Source organism: Priestia sp. FSL W8-0524, from assembly GCF_038005965.1.
Classification (GTDB): Bacteria; Bacillota; Bacilli; order Bacillales; family Bacillaceae_H; genus Priestia; species Priestia zanthoxyli.
The window spans coordinates 2,187,056-2,201,654 of record NZ_JBBOUG010000001.1; the positions used below are offsets into that span (position 1 = coordinate 2,187,056).

The 14,599-nt window shown below is 35.4% G+C and carries 19 protein-coding genes; 4 read left to right on the plus strand and 15 right to left on the minus strand.

The window, feature by feature from the left end; translation table 11 throughout:
* Positions 1 to 22 precede the first annotated feature (22 nt).
* Positions 23 to 1,186: an NRAMP family divalent metal transporter gene (locus NST66_RS10980; RefSeq protein ID WP_165573460.1), complete on the minus strand. Its 1,164-nt coding sequence runs from the start codon at positions 1,184 to 1,186 to the stop codon at positions 23 to 25.
* Between the two features lie 99 nt (positions 1,187 to 1,285).
* The gene (gene pxpA / locus NST66_RS10985; RefSeq protein ID WP_028413248.1) at positions 1,286 to 2,047 is read right to left on the minus strand and encodes a 5-oxoprolinase subunit PxpA; all 762 of its coding nucleotides are present in this window, start codon (positions 2,045 to 2,047) and stop codon (positions 1,286 to 1,288) included.
* Between the two features lie 426 nt (positions 2,048 to 2,473).
* On the opposite strand from pxpA, the gene NST66_RS10990 reads away from it, so the two are divergent.
* Positions 2,474 to 2,782: an alpha-amylase family glycosyl hydrolase gene (locus tag NST66_RS10990; RefSeq protein WP_445326387.1), complete on the plus strand. Its 309-nt coding sequence runs from the start codon at positions 2,474 to 2,476 to the stop codon at positions 2,780 to 2,782.
* A gap of 135 nt (positions 2,783 to 2,917) precedes the next feature.
* On the opposite strand, the gene NST66_RS10995 is transcribed toward NST66_RS10990, so the two are convergent.
* Genes NST66_RS10995 through NST66_RS11010 form a run of 4 tightly spaced genes read right to left on the minus strand, consistent with a single transcriptional unit; the run spans position 2,918 to position 5,606 of the window.
* Entirely contained in the window at positions 2,918 to 3,271 is a 354-nt protein-coding gene (locus NST66_RS10995; protein WP_340843317.1) for a hypothetical protein, read from the minus strand.
* Between the two features lie 12 nt (positions 3,272 to 3,283).
* Positions 3,284 to 3,709, minus strand: a complete 426-nt coding sequence (locus NST66_RS11000) for a hypothetical protein (RefSeq protein ID WP_275037477.1) — start codon at positions 3,707 to 3,709, stop codon at positions 3,284 to 3,286.
* A gap of 12 nt (positions 3,710 to 3,721) precedes the next feature.
* The gene (locus tag NST66_RS11005) at positions 3,722 to 4,312 is read right to left on the minus strand and encodes a replication-relaxation family protein (protein ID WP_340843318.1); all 591 of its coding nucleotides are present in this window, start codon (positions 4,310 to 4,312) and stop codon (positions 3,722 to 3,724) included.
* Positions 4,239 to 5,606 carry an FtsK/SpoIIIE domain-containing protein gene (locus NST66_RS11010; RefSeq protein WP_275037479.1) on the minus strand — a complete coding sequence of 456 codons (1,368 nt, stop codon included), beginning with the start codon at positions 5,604 to 5,606 and terminating at the stop codon, positions 4,239 to 4,241. Before NST66_RS11010 ends, NST66_RS11005 begins: the two co-directional genes overlap by 74 nt.
* Before the next feature lie 326 nt (positions 5,607 to 5,932).
* On the opposite strand from NST66_RS11010, the gene NST66_RS11015 reads away from it, so the two are divergent.
* The gene (locus NST66_RS11015) at positions 5,933 to 6,145 is read left to right on the plus strand and encodes a helix-turn-helix transcriptional regulator (protein WP_233335399.1); all 213 of its coding nucleotides are present in this window, start codon (positions 5,933 to 5,935) and stop codon (positions 6,143 to 6,145) included.
* A gap of 48 nt (positions 6,146 to 6,193) precedes the next feature.
* Here NST66_RS11015 and NST66_RS11020 read toward each other — a convergent pair whose 3' ends face one another.
* The 3 genes from NST66_RS11020 to NST66_RS11030 form a co-directional block, all read right to left on the minus strand.
* On the minus strand, positions 6,194 to 6,934 hold the full coding sequence (locus NST66_RS11020) for an adenylate/guanylate cyclase domain-containing protein (RefSeq protein ID WP_340843319.1): 741 nt from the start codon (positions 6,932 to 6,934) through the stop codon (positions 6,194 to 6,196).
* Positions 6,935 to 6,949: 15 nt separating this feature from the next.
* Complete coding sequence (locus tag NST66_RS11025; RefSeq protein WP_340843320.1) at positions 6,950 to 7,480, minus strand: Pycsar system effector family protein; 531 nt, start codon at positions 7,478 to 7,480, stop codon at positions 6,950 to 6,952.
* A 90-nt stretch (positions 7,481 to 7,570) separates the two neighbouring features.
* Complete coding sequence (locus NST66_RS11030; protein ID WP_114895449.1) at positions 7,571 to 7,753, minus strand: hypothetical protein; 183 nt, start codon at positions 7,751 to 7,753, stop codon at positions 7,571 to 7,573.
* A 375-nt stretch (positions 7,754 to 8,128) separates the two neighbouring features.
* On the opposite strand from NST66_RS11030, the gene NST66_RS11035 reads away from it, so the two are divergent.
* Positions 8,129 to 8,617, plus strand: coding sequence for a DUF697 domain-containing protein (locus tag NST66_RS11035; protein WP_275037482.1), 489 nt, complete (start codon positions 8,129 to 8,131; stop codon positions 8,615 to 8,617).
* Between the two features lie 20 nt (positions 8,618 to 8,637).
* Here the strand turns inward: NST66_RS11035 and NST66_RS11040 are convergent, their stop codons facing one another.
* From NST66_RS11040 to NST66_RS11050, 3 genes are all read right to left on the minus strand, one after another.
* Positions 8,638 to 8,844, minus strand: coding sequence for a hypothetical protein (locus NST66_RS11040; RefSeq protein ID WP_340843321.1), 207 nt, complete (start codon positions 8,842 to 8,844; stop codon positions 8,638 to 8,640).
* A gap of 22 nt (positions 8,845 to 8,866) precedes the next feature.
* Positions 8,867 to 9,556 carry a hypothetical protein gene (locus NST66_RS11045; RefSeq protein ID WP_340843322.1) on the minus strand — a complete coding sequence of 230 codons (690 nt, stop codon included), beginning with the start codon at positions 9,554 to 9,556 and terminating at the stop codon, positions 8,867 to 8,869.
* 216 nt (positions 9,557 to 9,772) lie between these two features.
* Positions 9,773 to 10,591, minus strand: coding sequence for an N-acetylmuramoyl-L-alanine amidase (locus NST66_RS11050; protein WP_340843323.1), 819 nt, complete (start codon positions 10,589 to 10,591; stop codon positions 9,773 to 9,775).
* 371 nt (positions 10,592 to 10,962) lie between these two features.
* Here NST66_RS11050 and NST66_RS11055 point away from each other — a divergent pair, with 371 nt between their 5' ends.
* A complete protein-coding gene (locus NST66_RS11055; RefSeq protein WP_340843324.1) occupies positions 10,963 to 12,033 on the plus strand; it encodes a hypothetical protein in 1,071 nt (356 codons plus the stop codon).
* A gap of 156 nt (positions 12,034 to 12,189) precedes the next feature.
* Here the strand turns inward: NST66_RS11055 and NST66_RS11060 are convergent, their stop codons facing one another.
* From NST66_RS11060 to NST66_RS11070, 3 genes are all read right to left on the minus strand, one after another.
* Positions 12,190 to 13,257, minus strand: a complete 1,068-nt coding sequence (locus NST66_RS11060) for an N-acetylmuramoyl-L-alanine amidase (RefSeq protein ID WP_340843325.1) — start codon at positions 13,255 to 13,257, stop codon at positions 12,190 to 12,192.
* Positions 13,258 to 13,325: 68 nt separating this feature from the next.
* Complete coding sequence (locus NST66_RS11065) at positions 13,326 to 13,925, minus strand: phage holin family protein (protein ID WP_340843326.1); 600 nt, start codon at positions 13,923 to 13,925, stop codon at positions 13,326 to 13,328.
* A 44-nt stretch (positions 13,926 to 13,969) separates the two neighbouring features.
* The gene (locus NST66_RS11070; RefSeq protein ID WP_340843327.1) at positions 13,970 to 14,545 is read right to left on the minus strand and encodes a hypothetical protein; all 576 of its coding nucleotides are present in this window, start codon (positions 14,543 to 14,545) and stop codon (positions 13,970 to 13,972) included.
* Positions 14,546 to 14,599 lie beyond the last annotated feature (54 nt).

Below are 14,599 nucleotides of genomic sequence, written 5' to 3' on the forward strand. Positions count from 1 at the left end.
ACTTGCGTGCGGGCACATTGTTTTATTTAAATAATTGAGGAAGCTGATCCATTAACGTATAACCGCCCATTAAAGCCATTACAATAACGACAAGTACACCAGAAATGGTAAGCCATAAAGGATGCTTATACTCACCAACGATGCTTTTTTTATATGCAGCAACTAGTAATGTTCCAAGGGCGATCGGCAGAATTAATCCATTAATTGCTCCAACTAACAGAAGAACTTTTACAGGTTTTCCAATTAAGACAAACGACAGAGTTGAAATAATAATAAATCCAATAATAATCCAGTTTGAGTTTTTATTAAGTTTTTCACTAAACGTTTGAATAAACGAAACGGATGTATAAGCAGCTCCCACTACAGACGTAATAGCAGCAGACCACATGACAATACCAAAGATTTTATAACCGACGTTTCCTGCTGCGAGCTGAAACACGGATGCTGGAGGATTGGCCGGGTCAATTTGTAACCCTTTAGATACAACGCCAAGTACAGCTAAAAACAAAGCGATTCGCATAACGGAAGTGATAAGAATTCCTGTTACAGAACTTTTAGTTACTTGAGGTAAAGAATCGATGCCTTTTACCCCGGCATCTAAAAGACGATGTCCGCCTGCAAAGGTAATATAACCACCAACAGTACCTCCAACAAGCGTAACGATCGCAATGATGTCGATTTGATCAGGTTTAAAAGATTTCACTACAGCTTCTCCAACGGGAGGTGAAGTAGTAGCTGCTACATATAGCATTAGCCCAATCATGACAAAACCTGCAATTTGCGTGAAGCGATCCATTGCTTTTCCAGCTTCTTTTACAACGAAGATTAGCACGGCAATAACTGCACTAATTGCAGCTCCGGCTGTTGGAGAAATACCGGTAATCGCATTTAATCCAAGACCGGCACCGGCAATATTTCCAATATTAAATGCAAGTCCTCCAATTACAATTAAAATAGCGAGCACGTATCCTAGTCCGGGAAATACCATATTGGCGATTTCTTGTCCGCGTTTTTCAGAAACGGCAATAATCCTCCATACGTTGGTTTGAGCAAAGATATCAAGAATAATTGAAATTAAAATAACGAATCCAAAGCTTGCGGCTAAATTTTGTGTAAATACGGTAGTTTGAGTTAAAAAGCCTGGTCCAATAGCCGATGTGGCCATTAAAAAAGCGGCTCCAAGCATTAACGTCCAGTTTACTTTAGGTGCAGCCGAAAGCTTTTGCTGAGGTGTTGATTTTTTTATTGGCTCCAATATCATCTTCCTCCTGATTGTATGTAGTTTTTATTGTGAAATAGCCTTAACTACCACTTCTGATGCTTGTAAAGAACGGTTGACATGACGAGCAAATTCAAGTGCGTGAGCCCCGTCTCCGTGAATACAAATCGTGTCTGCCTGCAATTCTACATCCTTGCCTTGCTGAGATTTGACTTTCCCTTCTTTCACCATTGTAATAACTTGAGAAACAGCTTCGTTGTCATTTTCAATTAAAGCATTTGGTTCTGTACGAGGCGTAAGAGAACCGTCTAACTGATAGGTACGGTCTGCAAATACTTCGTTGGCCGTTTTCAAACCAATTCTGTTACCGGCTTGAATCAGCTCACTTCCAGATAATCCAAACAAAATCAGCTCAGGATTTACGTTGTAAACAGCTTTTGCTATTGCTTCAGACAACGCTTTATTTTTAGCAGCCATGTTATATAGTGCACCGTGAGGTTTTACATGCTGCATTGATAACCCTTCTGCTTGCAAAAAACCGTTTAATGCACCAATTTGATAGACTACGATATCGTAGGCTTCCTGAGGTGAAATATTGATGTTTCTGCGTCCAAAACCGATAAGGTCCTGTAGACCAGGATGAGCACCAATTTGCACTTTTTTTTCAGCGGCCAATTTTACCGTTTTTCTCATGACGCTTGGATCCCCTGCATGAAATCCACAGGCTACGTTCACAGACGTCACGTGTTCTAAAATGGCTTCATCATTGCCAATGCGATAAGCACCAAAGCTTTCCCCTAAATCACAGTTTAAATCTACTTTATTCAATTCGTTCTTCCCCCTTAAAAACTTCATTGTAAGCGTAATCATTTGCAGATAGTAAATAAAATCCAAGCTGAATTATCTGCATTAATACTTCAAGTTCCGTTTTTCGGAACTTCAGTACCGTTTTTCAGTTATATTTGGATTTTAGCACGAGATGATGAATTGAACAACAACATTGTCAGAATATTTGACATAGTCATTATTTTTATTTGGATAATACTCCCTTATTTTATTTGTATTTTCTATCTATAGCCTTAATATAATGCAGCTTCTTAATGCCATTGGACACAGTAAATAACTAGGTTGTCAGAATAATTACTAGTTCAAAATAATCAAAATGAAATTTTCATTGTAATCGTTTTCAAATAGGTGCTATATTTCAATTGTAGTCAATTTATGCAAACGATTGCAAAAAAAGGGGATGAAACGATGAAAGGGAAAAAATGGACAGCTTTAGCTCTAACACTGCCGCTGGCTGCTAGCTTATCAACAGGCGTTCACGCCGAAACCGTACATAAAGGTAAATCTCCAGCTGCAGATAAAAACGGTGTCTTTTATGAGGTGTATGTAAACTCTTTTTACGATGCAAATAAAGATGGACATGGTGATTTAAAAGGTCTTACACAAAAGCTGGACTATTTAAATGATGGCAATTCTCATACAAAGAATGATCTTCAAGTAAACGGGATTTGGATGATGCCTCAGCGAGATATCAGGGGTTTTCGGAAATGTTCATAAAAGCATTGGTAATCTATAAAAATCGTTAAATATGATTCTTTTCATGTTCATACCTTTTAGCAATCTTTTAGATAGTATGCGGTCAATTATGTGGTCAAGCGGTCAAATGTGGTCAATTTTTATTGACCACATTTTTTATACGATTAGCATCTGTATTATAGCTTTTGTTAACATTGGCAGCAACTGAATAAATACATAGGCTATACTTGTTTTTGTTAGCCAAGAGATACTTTTCTCTTTGAAGTTTACAATATACATTAACCCAGCCATCGTAATGATGACACTGGCAAGTGGATAAGACATCACGCATATAATATCCAAGAAAGGTTCAATTTTTTCATATGCTACATTTGCGCCTATCTCCTTTGTCTGGTCAACAGGATGTAGCGCCCAATCTAGCAACTCATTGAAAGAGGCTGTCGTTCCTAGTGTAGCCTCTTTATTTATGAATTCTGTAATTGTTCCTACGGTTTGAACTTTGCTCCACATGAGAATACCTCCTTAGAATCCTGCTGTTACAGATACAAGCAAACGCATAAGCATTGGTGATAACTGAACAATAATATAACCAATTGTTGCGCCTTGCATCATTTCTAACGCTTTAGGACGATTTCCAAGCAGCCAATAGATACCTGCTGCGCTAAAGGCTAAGAATGCAAGTGGATAAGATAAACCTTGAACTAGTTCAGTTAGCGGATTAAATGCATCAATGACTTTTCTGGAGACTTCTTCTTTAACAGAGGCTGAAGCTGTTGTGGCTGCAAATGACATGGAAGGTTGCATAGTGAAGAAAACAGGAAGCATAGTACCAAAAACAAATGGCATGCCTTCTTGCCCTGTAATAACTTCTGTGGATTCTTTAATTGGAGATGGATTTAAAAACTCTTTAATCGTACCAACCGTTTGAATTTTCTTAGATGTAAACATTTAAAATTCCCCCTATAGAAAGTCTGTAATAATAAAAACCTGCGCATCTAACCCTTCACACATCTTTAGAAGCTGTTTACGTCTGTACTCAGTGGTAGTCATCCAGATAAACATAGGCGGTGTTTCAAACACTCCTAATTGGGATAAAATACGGTATTTTTCTATCTTATTTTTGTTCACACTCATTTTTTGAGTATAGTCAACCTCAATAATGTGGTCACGACCATTATCCTCAAAGTTGGCATCACAAATAATTTTTGTGTACCCTTCTACTTCTAATGCCACTTCATTCTCCCACGTAGAAGGACATCCATAAGCAATGTATAAACTGTTTCTCATAAGATAGTGTCGTGCCTGGATGGTCTTTTTTCGGACCTTGTTACATTCCACACGCTCTCTGCCTTCTTTAGATAAATAATATACATTTTCTCCTTCCCTAAATGAATGTACATACTTATCAATACTCTTTAAAAATTTTTGAGCATTGCGATCTGAACCTAAGTTATGCAAGGTTTGAATTTGAGAACGACTAAGAAAGTCGAGTTTTTTTAAGGACAAGAGAACGCTGTCTATCCTTTGCTCCTTCTTCGCTACTTTTTGCATCTTCATTCTCCTTTCGTGGCTTGATAATGATATTAGGTGTAATGACTTCGTTAATTTGTTTGTCACTTAGAAAATAGCTTTGAACTTCTGTTGTTCCATCCGGAGTTCTCACAATGGCACGGCCTTTTAAAGTTATCTCTTCAGCTCCAGTGCGGTCTAGGACTACGGTACTCTGCGTACCAGTATCTAAGCGATAACAAATCTTAGTTGTTGTATTCGCCTTAACCTGGCTATCTAAAATTTCTGTTGTTGGATATTGAGTTGAAAAAACTAAGTAAATCCCTAAAGATGCTGCTTCACATGCAATCATTTTCATCCAAGCCTTACATTGTTCATAGAGAAGTTTCGCTTGCTCAATATCTTTTTTAGTTTTTAACTCCATTCGTCTATAATCCAGATTACTTGCCTCGTCAATGATAATGTAATGCCTAGTCATTGGTTGCTTTATATCCTGAATTTTTTCAATTCCCAACTTTTTAAATAAAGCTTTTCGGCTTTTCATTTCTTGTAATACTTCTTTAAAACAGCTATGAGCGCTTGTTAAATCTTCAGCCATATTTATTACTTGTTTACAATCTTTATAGCGCTGGAAAGATAAACCCGACTTTAAATCAATTAAGCTAAACTCAACTTCATTAGGATGTAGATATATAAATGTATTGATCAGCAGATGCATAAAGGTTGTTTTGCCATATCTAGTGGTGCCAGCTACAACCGCATGACCATCATCCAATTGAATAAAATAAAGACCTTCCTTTGTTTCACCTATGGGAATATGCCACTTTTTACACTGCTCCCATACGGACTCTTTAAACGGCAGATACTTCGGCATTGCTCGATCATAAACTTTGATCTTAAGCATCCCATCAAAGCTCATTTCAATACTTTTACGGATTAATTGTTTTTCCCCGAATATACGTTTAAATTGCTCAGGCAACTCTTTGAGTGAATTGATTTTACGCAATTCTTTCCAATCAATCTTCTTTAAATCTTTAAAGCTTAGAAAATAGTTCGTTTGCTTATTGTTCAATCCATCTTCAAACTTCTTATGCTTTTCTTGAAAATCTTCTAAAGCCAAACCTAATGGAATTTGATAAACATACTCCGTGTAATGTTTGTTTTTAGGACGATATTTGCGATGGATACGAATGGACTGACCGTTCTTTTTCAATCCAACAGTATCAGCGATTTGTTTAATTTTCTTTGCGTCATCCCCTGGAGATCCTTCTTTTTTTAACTGAGCAACACCTAGAATACTGGCAGCTGTTAAGGAAGTTGCAATTTCGATTAACACACCCTCACCCCTTTTTTAAAGTATCCGTAAGGATAGTTCCTTTTAAAGCGAATAAGAAAAAATCCAATAAGCCTCATCGCTGCGCAATTCTCTTGTTCGTTTATGATGCATGTGTGCGGATTTTAATACGACTACCTTTAACGCACTTTATTTCGTACACTTAAAGGAATTTTGCTTCGCACGTTAAATAGTATTAGGTACCGAATGTCTCATATTCCAAAATCTTTTAGAGAGTTTTTTAAAAGAGTTGTGAAAGTTTTGTATTAGAATTGCGAAGGTTGGGGATGATAAGAATAAATCGAGTATATGAAAGGGATGTGTAAATAGTGGCTAAGACAAGAAGCTCACTAGGAAAGTGGTTAGATAAACGCGGAATAAGCCAAGAGTGGCTTGTAGAAAATGCGAAGGTATCTAGGAATACAATCAGCTCCATTTGTTCTGGAAGACGCACTCCTACCACTCCAACACTGAGTAAACTCATGAAGGCTATTCGTAAAGTAGATCCTAATGCTAAAGTAGAAGATTTTTTTGATATATAACCCTCCTATCCAATTAGAAAGGAGGGTTATATGTACTTCGTTTTAATTTCAAATGCTCCAATGGTAACTAGTATGATAATAATTCTCCGTTTGTCTATTGTATGTAAAAGAAGAACATTGCCACATATTAATTTTTTCTTCTTGTCCAATAAAATTCTTTTTAGTTACAAATTTAACATCATCATTTAAGTTATTATAAACATATTCTGAGATACATATCTGACGTGGTGATTTAGCTAAATCACTAATTTTAACTGATTTATTTACAGCATTTCCTGCCCAAAATAAACCTTTATTATTTGAATCTCCACCAATACCTATTTTAGTACAAAGTACCTTACCATCATCTAATCCAATGCCAAAATCAATCGCAGAATATTTTTTTAATGATTTATTGATCCCACTTTCTTCATCAATAATCATGTATTTCATGTTCATAGCTGCTTTGACTGCTTGGCTTAAAGTTGTTTTCGTTGTTCCAGGAAAAAAAACCAACATGCTATCCCCATTGAAACTCCTTACATAACCTCCTAGAAAACCAGCAATTTTTACAATGGTATGAAAATAAGCCATATGAATCTTGGCTACAATTGCTCTATTATGACTGTTTAATATTTTAGTAGACCCTCTCATATCAATATGCAATACAGTAGCTTCAAATCTCAAGCCCTTATTACCAAAAGTAAGTTTAGAATCAGCGATGTCCGGAACATAAGCTATGTCTTCTACTTCGAACTTGTTATCCATAATTTCATTAACTTTTTTTATAATGTCTTCTTTTCTCCCCATTTATAACCCTCTTTTTTATACAATTTCTGAAAATAATATAAATATTAGTAAACCAATTATAGTATACGGCAAACACCTCATAGTTTTCTCTAAGTAATTTGATTTCTGTTCCATTATCTTAGAGACCTCAAATACTTGTTCTAATACCTCTTTAGTAAGTTCCTTATCTTCCATATCCTCAAATTTCTGTACAAAATTCGATTTCCCCATTTCAGAGATATGCCCATAGTACATCACTGACAAATGCTGAGGATTATAATGCATAGATTTTCTAGGTTTTAAAATAAATACAACAATTAAATACAACTGGTATGCCATATAAAAAATTAAAACTGTTCCAATCAAAAAGGTAATGCTTGATAGAATGATTTCTCCGAAACTATCCAATTCAAGCAAATTAACAAATTTAAGCCTTTTTGAGAACTCTACAAATATAGTAATTATAAATCCATATACTACAAATAAGGCTCCAGCTTTCTGGTCCATAAATTTAATTAAATCCTGTATATTCCTAAGATTCTCAAAGGCCGCTGTGGTTCTATCCATAATTCTCTCCTTTTTTCAAATTGTGAAAAATATGTATTTTATTATAAATGATAACAAACAAAAAGACCTAATTTTTTTAGGTCTTTTTGTTTATATATTCTTTTTCATTCCACAATTCGTACATTCACGTAGAAACTTGCCGCCACCTACGCTGCTTTTGAATTTAACACTGCCGCAGTAATCACATCGGCCCGCGATTTTATCCGGTAAATCTTTGTATTCATAAATCTTGTTTAAATCAATATTTGCATACTTGTCTTCTGTAGTTTCCATTACTGATACCTCACATTCTTATCTATAGTACCATTATAGACAAATAAAAAAGACCCCACTCATATGAGTAAGGGTCTCACCTTTTCTGCCATCACACAGAAAAGGATTTGCAAAGGGGATTGTTTGTTATCTGGGGGATAACAAAGGGTCTCGACAACATTACATTGTCAAACAGTAAAGTAATGATAGTGAAATAACTATCATTGTAAAGTGTACTCCTGTAAAATACACCTGTCCACAATTCTGCTTCAGATAATTGTTTCGCTGTTAGATTCTGATTGGAAGAAGGTTCGCTTTTATTAACAGTAAAAATATTGAAGTTCGATCCGATATAACAAGTGTAATAAAATGCACATATTTTTTGGAGGGGTTAACGTGATTACTTCGTTATCAGAACTAGAACGTGTAAAAAAGGAAGCTAAAAAAATGGTAAAAAAAAGAGCTTCTCTTTCAAGTGTAGCAGCAGCTATACCTTTGCCAGGAGTTGATATTAGTGCTGATGTAGCAATAATGTTCGAATTGATAAACTCAATTAATAAAAAATTTGGTTTGACCCCAGAACAAATTGATGAGTTAGATTTAGAAACTCAACGTATATTGATAGTTATTATTACCTCATTAGGGAGTGAGTTAGCAGGTAAGGTTATTACAAAACAATTAGTAGCTCAACTGTTAAAAAAAGTGGGCGCCAAAGTCGCTACTAAATCAATAGCTAAATTCGTTCCTATCGTTGGACAGGCTGCAGCTGCAGGAATTAGCTTTGCCTCTATGAAATACTTGGGAGACTCTCACATAGAAGAATGTTATGCAATCTCTAAGAAGTTTATTAACAATCGAAATGCAAAAGAAAAAGTAAATATTTAAAGCATATAAAAGCCCTTATGTTAATCATAAGGGCTTTTATATGCTTTAAATATTTTTTTTATTTCACAATTTGTACATTCACGTAGAAGCTTACCTCCACCTACGCTACTTTTAAACTTTACGCTGCCGCAGTTATCACAGCGACCAGAAATTTTATCCGGTAAATCTTTGTATTCATAAACTTTTGTTACATCTATATTTGCGTATTTGTCATCTGTAGCTTCCATGACGAAATCCTTTTAATTAAAATTATTCAGAAGGTTGATATAGACCCGAAACGAACGGTGTTTCTTCAGTCAATGTATCATCAAAAACAGAGAAGCGAAACCTTTTACATTCAGGACACTCAGCTATTCGAGCAGACGATCGTGGAGATTTTATTTCTAAATCCGTGCCATTTCCTCCTATGTCTGCGGACATACCTACAGGGTTGGATTCCATGCCTTCCGTATCGTAGTTAATAGCATAAGTTTGGTTCTTTTGCTCACCATTTTTTAAATAACTAATTAAAATTTCCCCTTCCCATTCATTAATTATGCTAAATTCCACAGAATAATCTTTTATTTCATCCAGGGAAGTAACCGGGCCAGATTCAAAATCCTGATCTTCTTCAGCTTCAACTAATATCCATTTTTTCCCGAATTTTGCTGTAACAGGGTCGACTGCTCTCCTAAATTGTTCAGCTTCATTTTTTTCGTATTGCTCTATATCATATTGTTGTTGCTCTTGGATAGACTCTCTATAGGCCTCATGGCTTTTCTTTTCCATCTGAATAAATATAAGTAATGCAACGCCTCCTACGACACCAAAGATAAGTACCTTCTTACCTAACTTTTTAGAAATCCCTCTTATTAATTCACTCGTAAAATCATTTTTGCCAAAGATCAATCTAATCAATACTAGAACTAATAATATTCCTATAACCATTAATAATCCCACAACATTTTACCTCTTCCAATTTTATGAGTCTATAATACTAACATTTTACATATTTTTTCAAAGATAAACAATAGGTTTTAAATAGTTATGAAAAACAGCATGACATTAATGAAAAATGCCCTTCTTCGTTTTTTCTAGTACGTTTTACATCCGTGGGAAAAATAGTGATCATTTAATATCAATAAACTTGAGATTTCAAAACAGCTTGTAATTTACTTATTTCTTAGTAAACTTCACATATTTCGTTGCAGCTGTGATGTATGTGCCACTAATTAAATGGTACATATAAGCGGTATTTACTTTGATTTTATTAACAACTGTGAATACATCACCCTTTTTAACTTTCCCTACCTTTGCGTTCCAGTCAGGCTTGTTGTAGTACCATAGATCATCGACTAGTACTTTGACTGTACCAATAGCCTCCGATTTTGCTGGTAACTGAACAGATGTTGGTGTTTTTTGGGGTACTGATTTACTTGGTAAATTAAGAAATTTAGCAACACCAATTGCATGTGCCTGCCCTACTGCTTTTAAAAATTGTTCATTTTTTAAATACATAGAGTCAGATGAATCGATATATAAATTTTCTGTTAATACAGCAGGTGCATTTGTATTACGTAATACTGAATAGTTAGCCTCTCTGACCATGTCTCCACCATGCGCTTTGATATTCCCAAAATTACGCATTGCACTTAATATTGCATTATTTAAATAGTTTTGAAGAGAAATAGATGCTTTGCTTGCTTTAGTAGTATGAACATAACTTTCATATCCACTTCCTCCACCAGCATTAATATGCACACTAACAAAAACATCTGCATTCCAATCATTTGCCATTCTGGCACGCTCTGTTAAGGATGGATATGTGTCACCTGTACGGCTTGTCTTTTGTATAAAACCTGTGTAGTTAGATGAGAGAAAATCCATGGCATATTCAACAATTTCGTGTGTAAGCTGTTTTTCCTCCAGTCCATTTCCTACTGCTCCTGAATCTTGTCCTCCGTGCCCTTTATCCCAAAAAATGCGTTTTGTCATTGTCTTTTCCTCCTTATATTAACTAAGCTATGAAATCCTATTAAATTTGCAACTGATAATTGCCTACTTAATAGTGTTTTAGACTTTCTATAAAAAAGTACAGTTCTAAAAACTAGTTACAATTCATTGCAAAAGTTTTATACTGCAAATTATTTCAATAGGTGAAATTGACTAATTAGAAGCAAGGGTAATTTGAAAAAGGAATTGTTAATTAGCACAATAGATTTTGGCTTGTTTTTAGCGGGATGCGAAAAAGAGAAATGTTAGATACAGCAAGAAATAATTCATTTAATATTGTTCAACAGAGAATATATTTACATAAGAACCATTATGAGGTATATTTACCTAAGTCTATTTAAGGAGGAAAGTATTTGCAACGTTACAAAAACAACTTAGCAGAAGAAAATCGACAGAAAATTGTAGGACAACTAGAGGAGGCAATGAATCGTTTAAAAAGATTGCAACAAGAAGAGAAAACCATAAAGGACATAAATCAAAAAATTGCTGAAGAGAGAAACAAACTCGTTGGGGCTAACTGGGAGAAAGAAAAAAAGAAACAGCAACCTACACTCTTCAGCCGTCTAGTTATTAATAAGGAAGGTAGAATAAACCCTGTAACCATACCAGGTGTTATTGGGTTGTTTATAGTGAATTCATTCCCTACAGGGTATAATTTGTTCGAGAATTTTATTGTATGGGTAGCAGTGTCTTTTGTCTTTGGATTTGCTATTTGTTATCCAATTCTTTACCTAATCATTAGTATGCCGATTTCGAAAAATTTGGAGAAAAAAGAACAGAAACGTTATTATCAAGAAGTTGAGGTTCCAGTTAATAATCTTAAGGCACAATATCCAATTCTATTTAACAAGAGTCAAGATTCAAGAGAACAAATAGCGGCAGACTTTAGGAGGATTTTACCTTATGATTTAAGTGTTTATCAACTTGATAAATGTCTTGAAAGTATGTATAGATCCTTTTTTAAATATAAGGTAACTTCTCTTGAAAAAGCTCATGAAAGATGGAATCATGGCCAATTAATAGCAGCAGGGTATTCTCCTTATACATTTGAACCGTATGACGATTCTTCAGATGAATATGAGTCTAATAAAGACACTTTAGTAAAAGAGAACACATACACAAATACATATAATAGTTTTACAAGTAATGATAGCTTTTCTAGGCATAGAACAGATGATGACGAAGAAATCGTTGACCCTTACTCAGCAGAGGGAAGGCGTAAAAAATGGGAAGAAGAACAGGTGAGGCAACAAAAAGAATTTGCAGAGGCTGTTGCTCATAGTGCACGCAAATTTGGTGAAAGTAGAGATAAAGTTAACTACTACGATGATTTGTTAGGAAGAAGCGCTGAAGAAAGAAAATTAGAAGACCGTCAATGGGATTATCATAAAGATAAAGATAAAATAAGAGATCCCATAGGATAAGTCTATAGCTATCAATACGATATGAATATTTTTAAGAAATGAATATAAACTAAAATTTTGAAAGCATCAAAGCATATTGTGGAAATAAGCTTTGATGCTTTTACCTATTTATAAAGCTCTATACTTTTTAGAAATACTAACGATTTTCTGCTGGGCTTACACAAGTAATTTATTAAATGTATTTCTTCCAGCAATTCCATCTGTAGAAATACCGCTATTCTTCTGGAATGCTTCAACCGCTTTCGTTGTTCCGTTGCCAAATACGCCATCTACACCTTTTGTGTCATAGCCCAAAGCATAAAGAGTAGCTTGCAGGATCCACGTGATATTTCCACGAGCACCGTGACTTACATTTACAACGGCCGCTGCAGTGCCACTTCCAAAAATACCATCCACAGCTAACTTAGCTCCATATTGCTTATTTAGTTCTGTTTGTAACCCTTTTACTAGGGCTTTCTTTGTGGCAGGACCATATAAGCCGTCTACAGCTAAACCAGCAGCATAGCGTGTGTTTAGTGTGACTTGAATAGACTTCATACCGCTGTCACCTGTAGCTTTTGGCTTTTCAATAATTACGCTGTCTACTTTTTCTGCAGGCGCTTCAACTACAACTGGCTTTGGTTCAGCAGGATCATTTGCTCCGTCTTTCTTGCTTAATCCTAAGAATTTAGCAACTCCAACGGCATGTGCATGGCCCACAGCTTTTAAAAACTCTTCATTCTGTAAATAAACATGGTCAGATGAATCGATATATAGGTTTTCAGTTAACACGCCAGGGATAGGATAAGAGTTGCGTAAAACAGATAAGTTAGCCTCACGTTCCATATCTCCTCCATGCGCTTTAATACCACCAAACTTTCGCATAGCTGCTAGAATTTCAGTGTTTAAAGAGTCTTGGAGTTCTCTCGATTCCTTAGTTACTTTTTTGTTATATACATAGCTTTCATAGCCGTTTCCTTTGCCACTAGCTGCATTAATATGAACACTTACAAATACATCAGCATCAAAATCTTTTGCCATTTTAGCTCGTTCAGGCAAAGTGGGATATGTGTCACCTGTACGACTTGTCTTTTGTACAAAGCCTGTATAATAAGCCAATAAAAAAGCCATCGCATATTCTACAATCTTGTGTACCAATACTTTCTCTTGCAGTCCATTATCAGTTGCACCTGGATCTTTACTGCCGTGTCCTTTGTCCCAAAAAATACGTTTCAATTTAGCCATGCTAATTACCTCCGATATTTTAAAAATGTGTATATAAAAAAGCCGCTATCTAAGTAGCGGCTTGAGTTTTATTCAGCTCTTGATGTGTCGTTTTTTAATTCTGTAGAAATTAATGGGTTTTCAGGAGTTTCTATTGGCGCTACAGGGGTAGCAGGCGTTAATGAAGGTGATTCTATTGAGTTAGGGCTAATCGCTTCTCTACGACCCTCTGAGCGTGTAATCTTAGCCTCTATTTCAGATGCTACAGCTTGAAGCATCTTATTTGGAATCCATTTTTCAAAACCAGCTCTAGCAAAGTTAGCTGTCATACTCATAAAGTTGTGATAAATTAAGCCCCCTGTAATAAATAAAAAAGCCACATTTGGAGTACCAATAACTAAATCCATTAAGCGACCAATTACAGGGAGGACTAAAATAACAACTGTGCGAATAACGCCAACTTTTCCATATTCGCTAGAATAGGTGCCATCTTTAATAGCAGCTGCAATAGCCCCAGCCCAATCTAAACCTACGATAGAAAATAACAACAAAGCTGCCATAACATTAATTGTGTTATCACCATAAATCATTCCTAATACGACTCCTACAGATCCACCTGTAATGCCAGCGAAACTAACCGCTGGTGTAGCTAAATCCTTTAAATCAAATACTTCTGCTGATAGTTTCATAATCAGCCTCCTTTTTTGCAGAGAAAAAGAGGGCCTAAGCCCCCTTATCTATGAATGGAATATACTATTTGTGCTGCCCATGCAACCACTTGATCCAAATCCACTTTACTATCACAATAATAAAGTGTATTACCACGCAACGTTCGTAAACTTTCAAACCTTTTAATACCTAGTTCTTTATAATCTAACTCTGTATTAGTGTTCAAAACACTTGAGTCCAAAATGAATTGCCTTTTAGATTTTGTGGCCCAATCATCTAATTTAGCATCAAAGTGTTCATAAGCATTTCTTACCTTCCTTAAACCTTCAGGTGGTTTTTCAGGAAGATTTGGCCACTTATCGCGAATTAGAGCTACTCGTTTCTTTACACGGGACACCTCGTGATCTCTTGCACCAATTGCATTTTTATCGGTAATACGGTCCATGACAACTGCATTGCTAATTAAATCCATAGCTTCTTTTATTATAAGTTGTTCATTATTTTTACCGTTTTTACGCAATGAGGAAATATGTTCATGTGCTTGAATAACCCAACAAGCACGGATATTTAATTCTTCTTTAAATCTATTTAATACAAACTCTTTTTGTTCTTCATCTTCATACCATTTAATTTTACTCAAATTAACTTCCCCCTTATATTTTTAATTATAAAGGGGGAAGTAATTTATTCCCAT

What these genes read in the sequence shown, in the direction of transcription:
- NST66_RS10980 (WP_165573460.1), bottom strand. Translation starts at nt 1,186, where the DNA reads ATGCTTGGAGCCGCTTTTTTAATGGCCACATCGGCTATTGGACCAGGC.
- NST66_RS10990 (WP_445326387.1), top strand. Translation starts at nt 2,474, where the DNA reads ATGAAAGGGAAAAAATGGACAGCTTTAGCTCTAACACTGCCGCTGGCT.
- NST66_RS10995 (WP_340843317.1), bottom strand. Translation starts at nt 3,271, where the DNA reads ATGTGGAGCAAAGTTCAAACCGTAGGAACAATTACAGAATTCATAAAT.
- NST66_RS11000 (WP_275037477.1), bottom strand. Translation starts at nt 3,709, where the DNA reads ATGTTTACATCTAAGAAAATTCAAACGGTTGGTACGATTAAAGAGTTT.
- NST66_RS11005 (WP_340843318.1), bottom strand. Translation starts at nt 4,312, where the DNA reads ATGCAAAAAGTAGCGAAGAAGGAGCAAAGGATAGACAGCGTTCTCTTG.
- NST66_RS11020 (WP_340843319.1), bottom strand. Translation starts at nt 6,934, where the DNA reads ATGGGGAGAAAAGAAGACATTATAAAAAAAGTTAATGAAATTATGGAT.
- NST66_RS11025 (WP_340843320.1), bottom strand. Translation starts at nt 7,480, where the DNA reads ATGGATAGAACCACAGCGGCCTTTGAGAATCTTAGGAATATACAGGAT.
- NST66_RS11030 (WP_114895449.1), bottom strand. Translation starts at nt 7,753, where the DNA reads ATGGAAACTACAGAAGACAAGTATGCAAATATTGATTTAAACAAGATT.
- NST66_RS11040 (WP_340843321.1), bottom strand. Translation starts at nt 8,844, where the DNA reads ATGGAAGCTACAGATGACAAATACGCAAATATAGATGTAACAAAAGTT.
- NST66_RS11050 (WP_340843323.1), bottom strand. Translation starts at nt 10,591, where the DNA reads ATGACAAAACGCATTTTTTGGGATAAAGGGCACGGAGGACAAGATTCA.
- NST66_RS11060 (WP_340843325.1), bottom strand. Translation starts at nt 13,257, where the DNA reads ATGGCTAAATTGAAACGTATTTTTTGGGACAAAGGACACGGCAGTAAA.
- NST66_RS11065 (WP_340843326.1), bottom strand. Translation starts at nt 13,925, where the DNA reads ATGAAACTATCAGCAGAAGTATTTGATTTAAAGGATTTAGCTACACCA.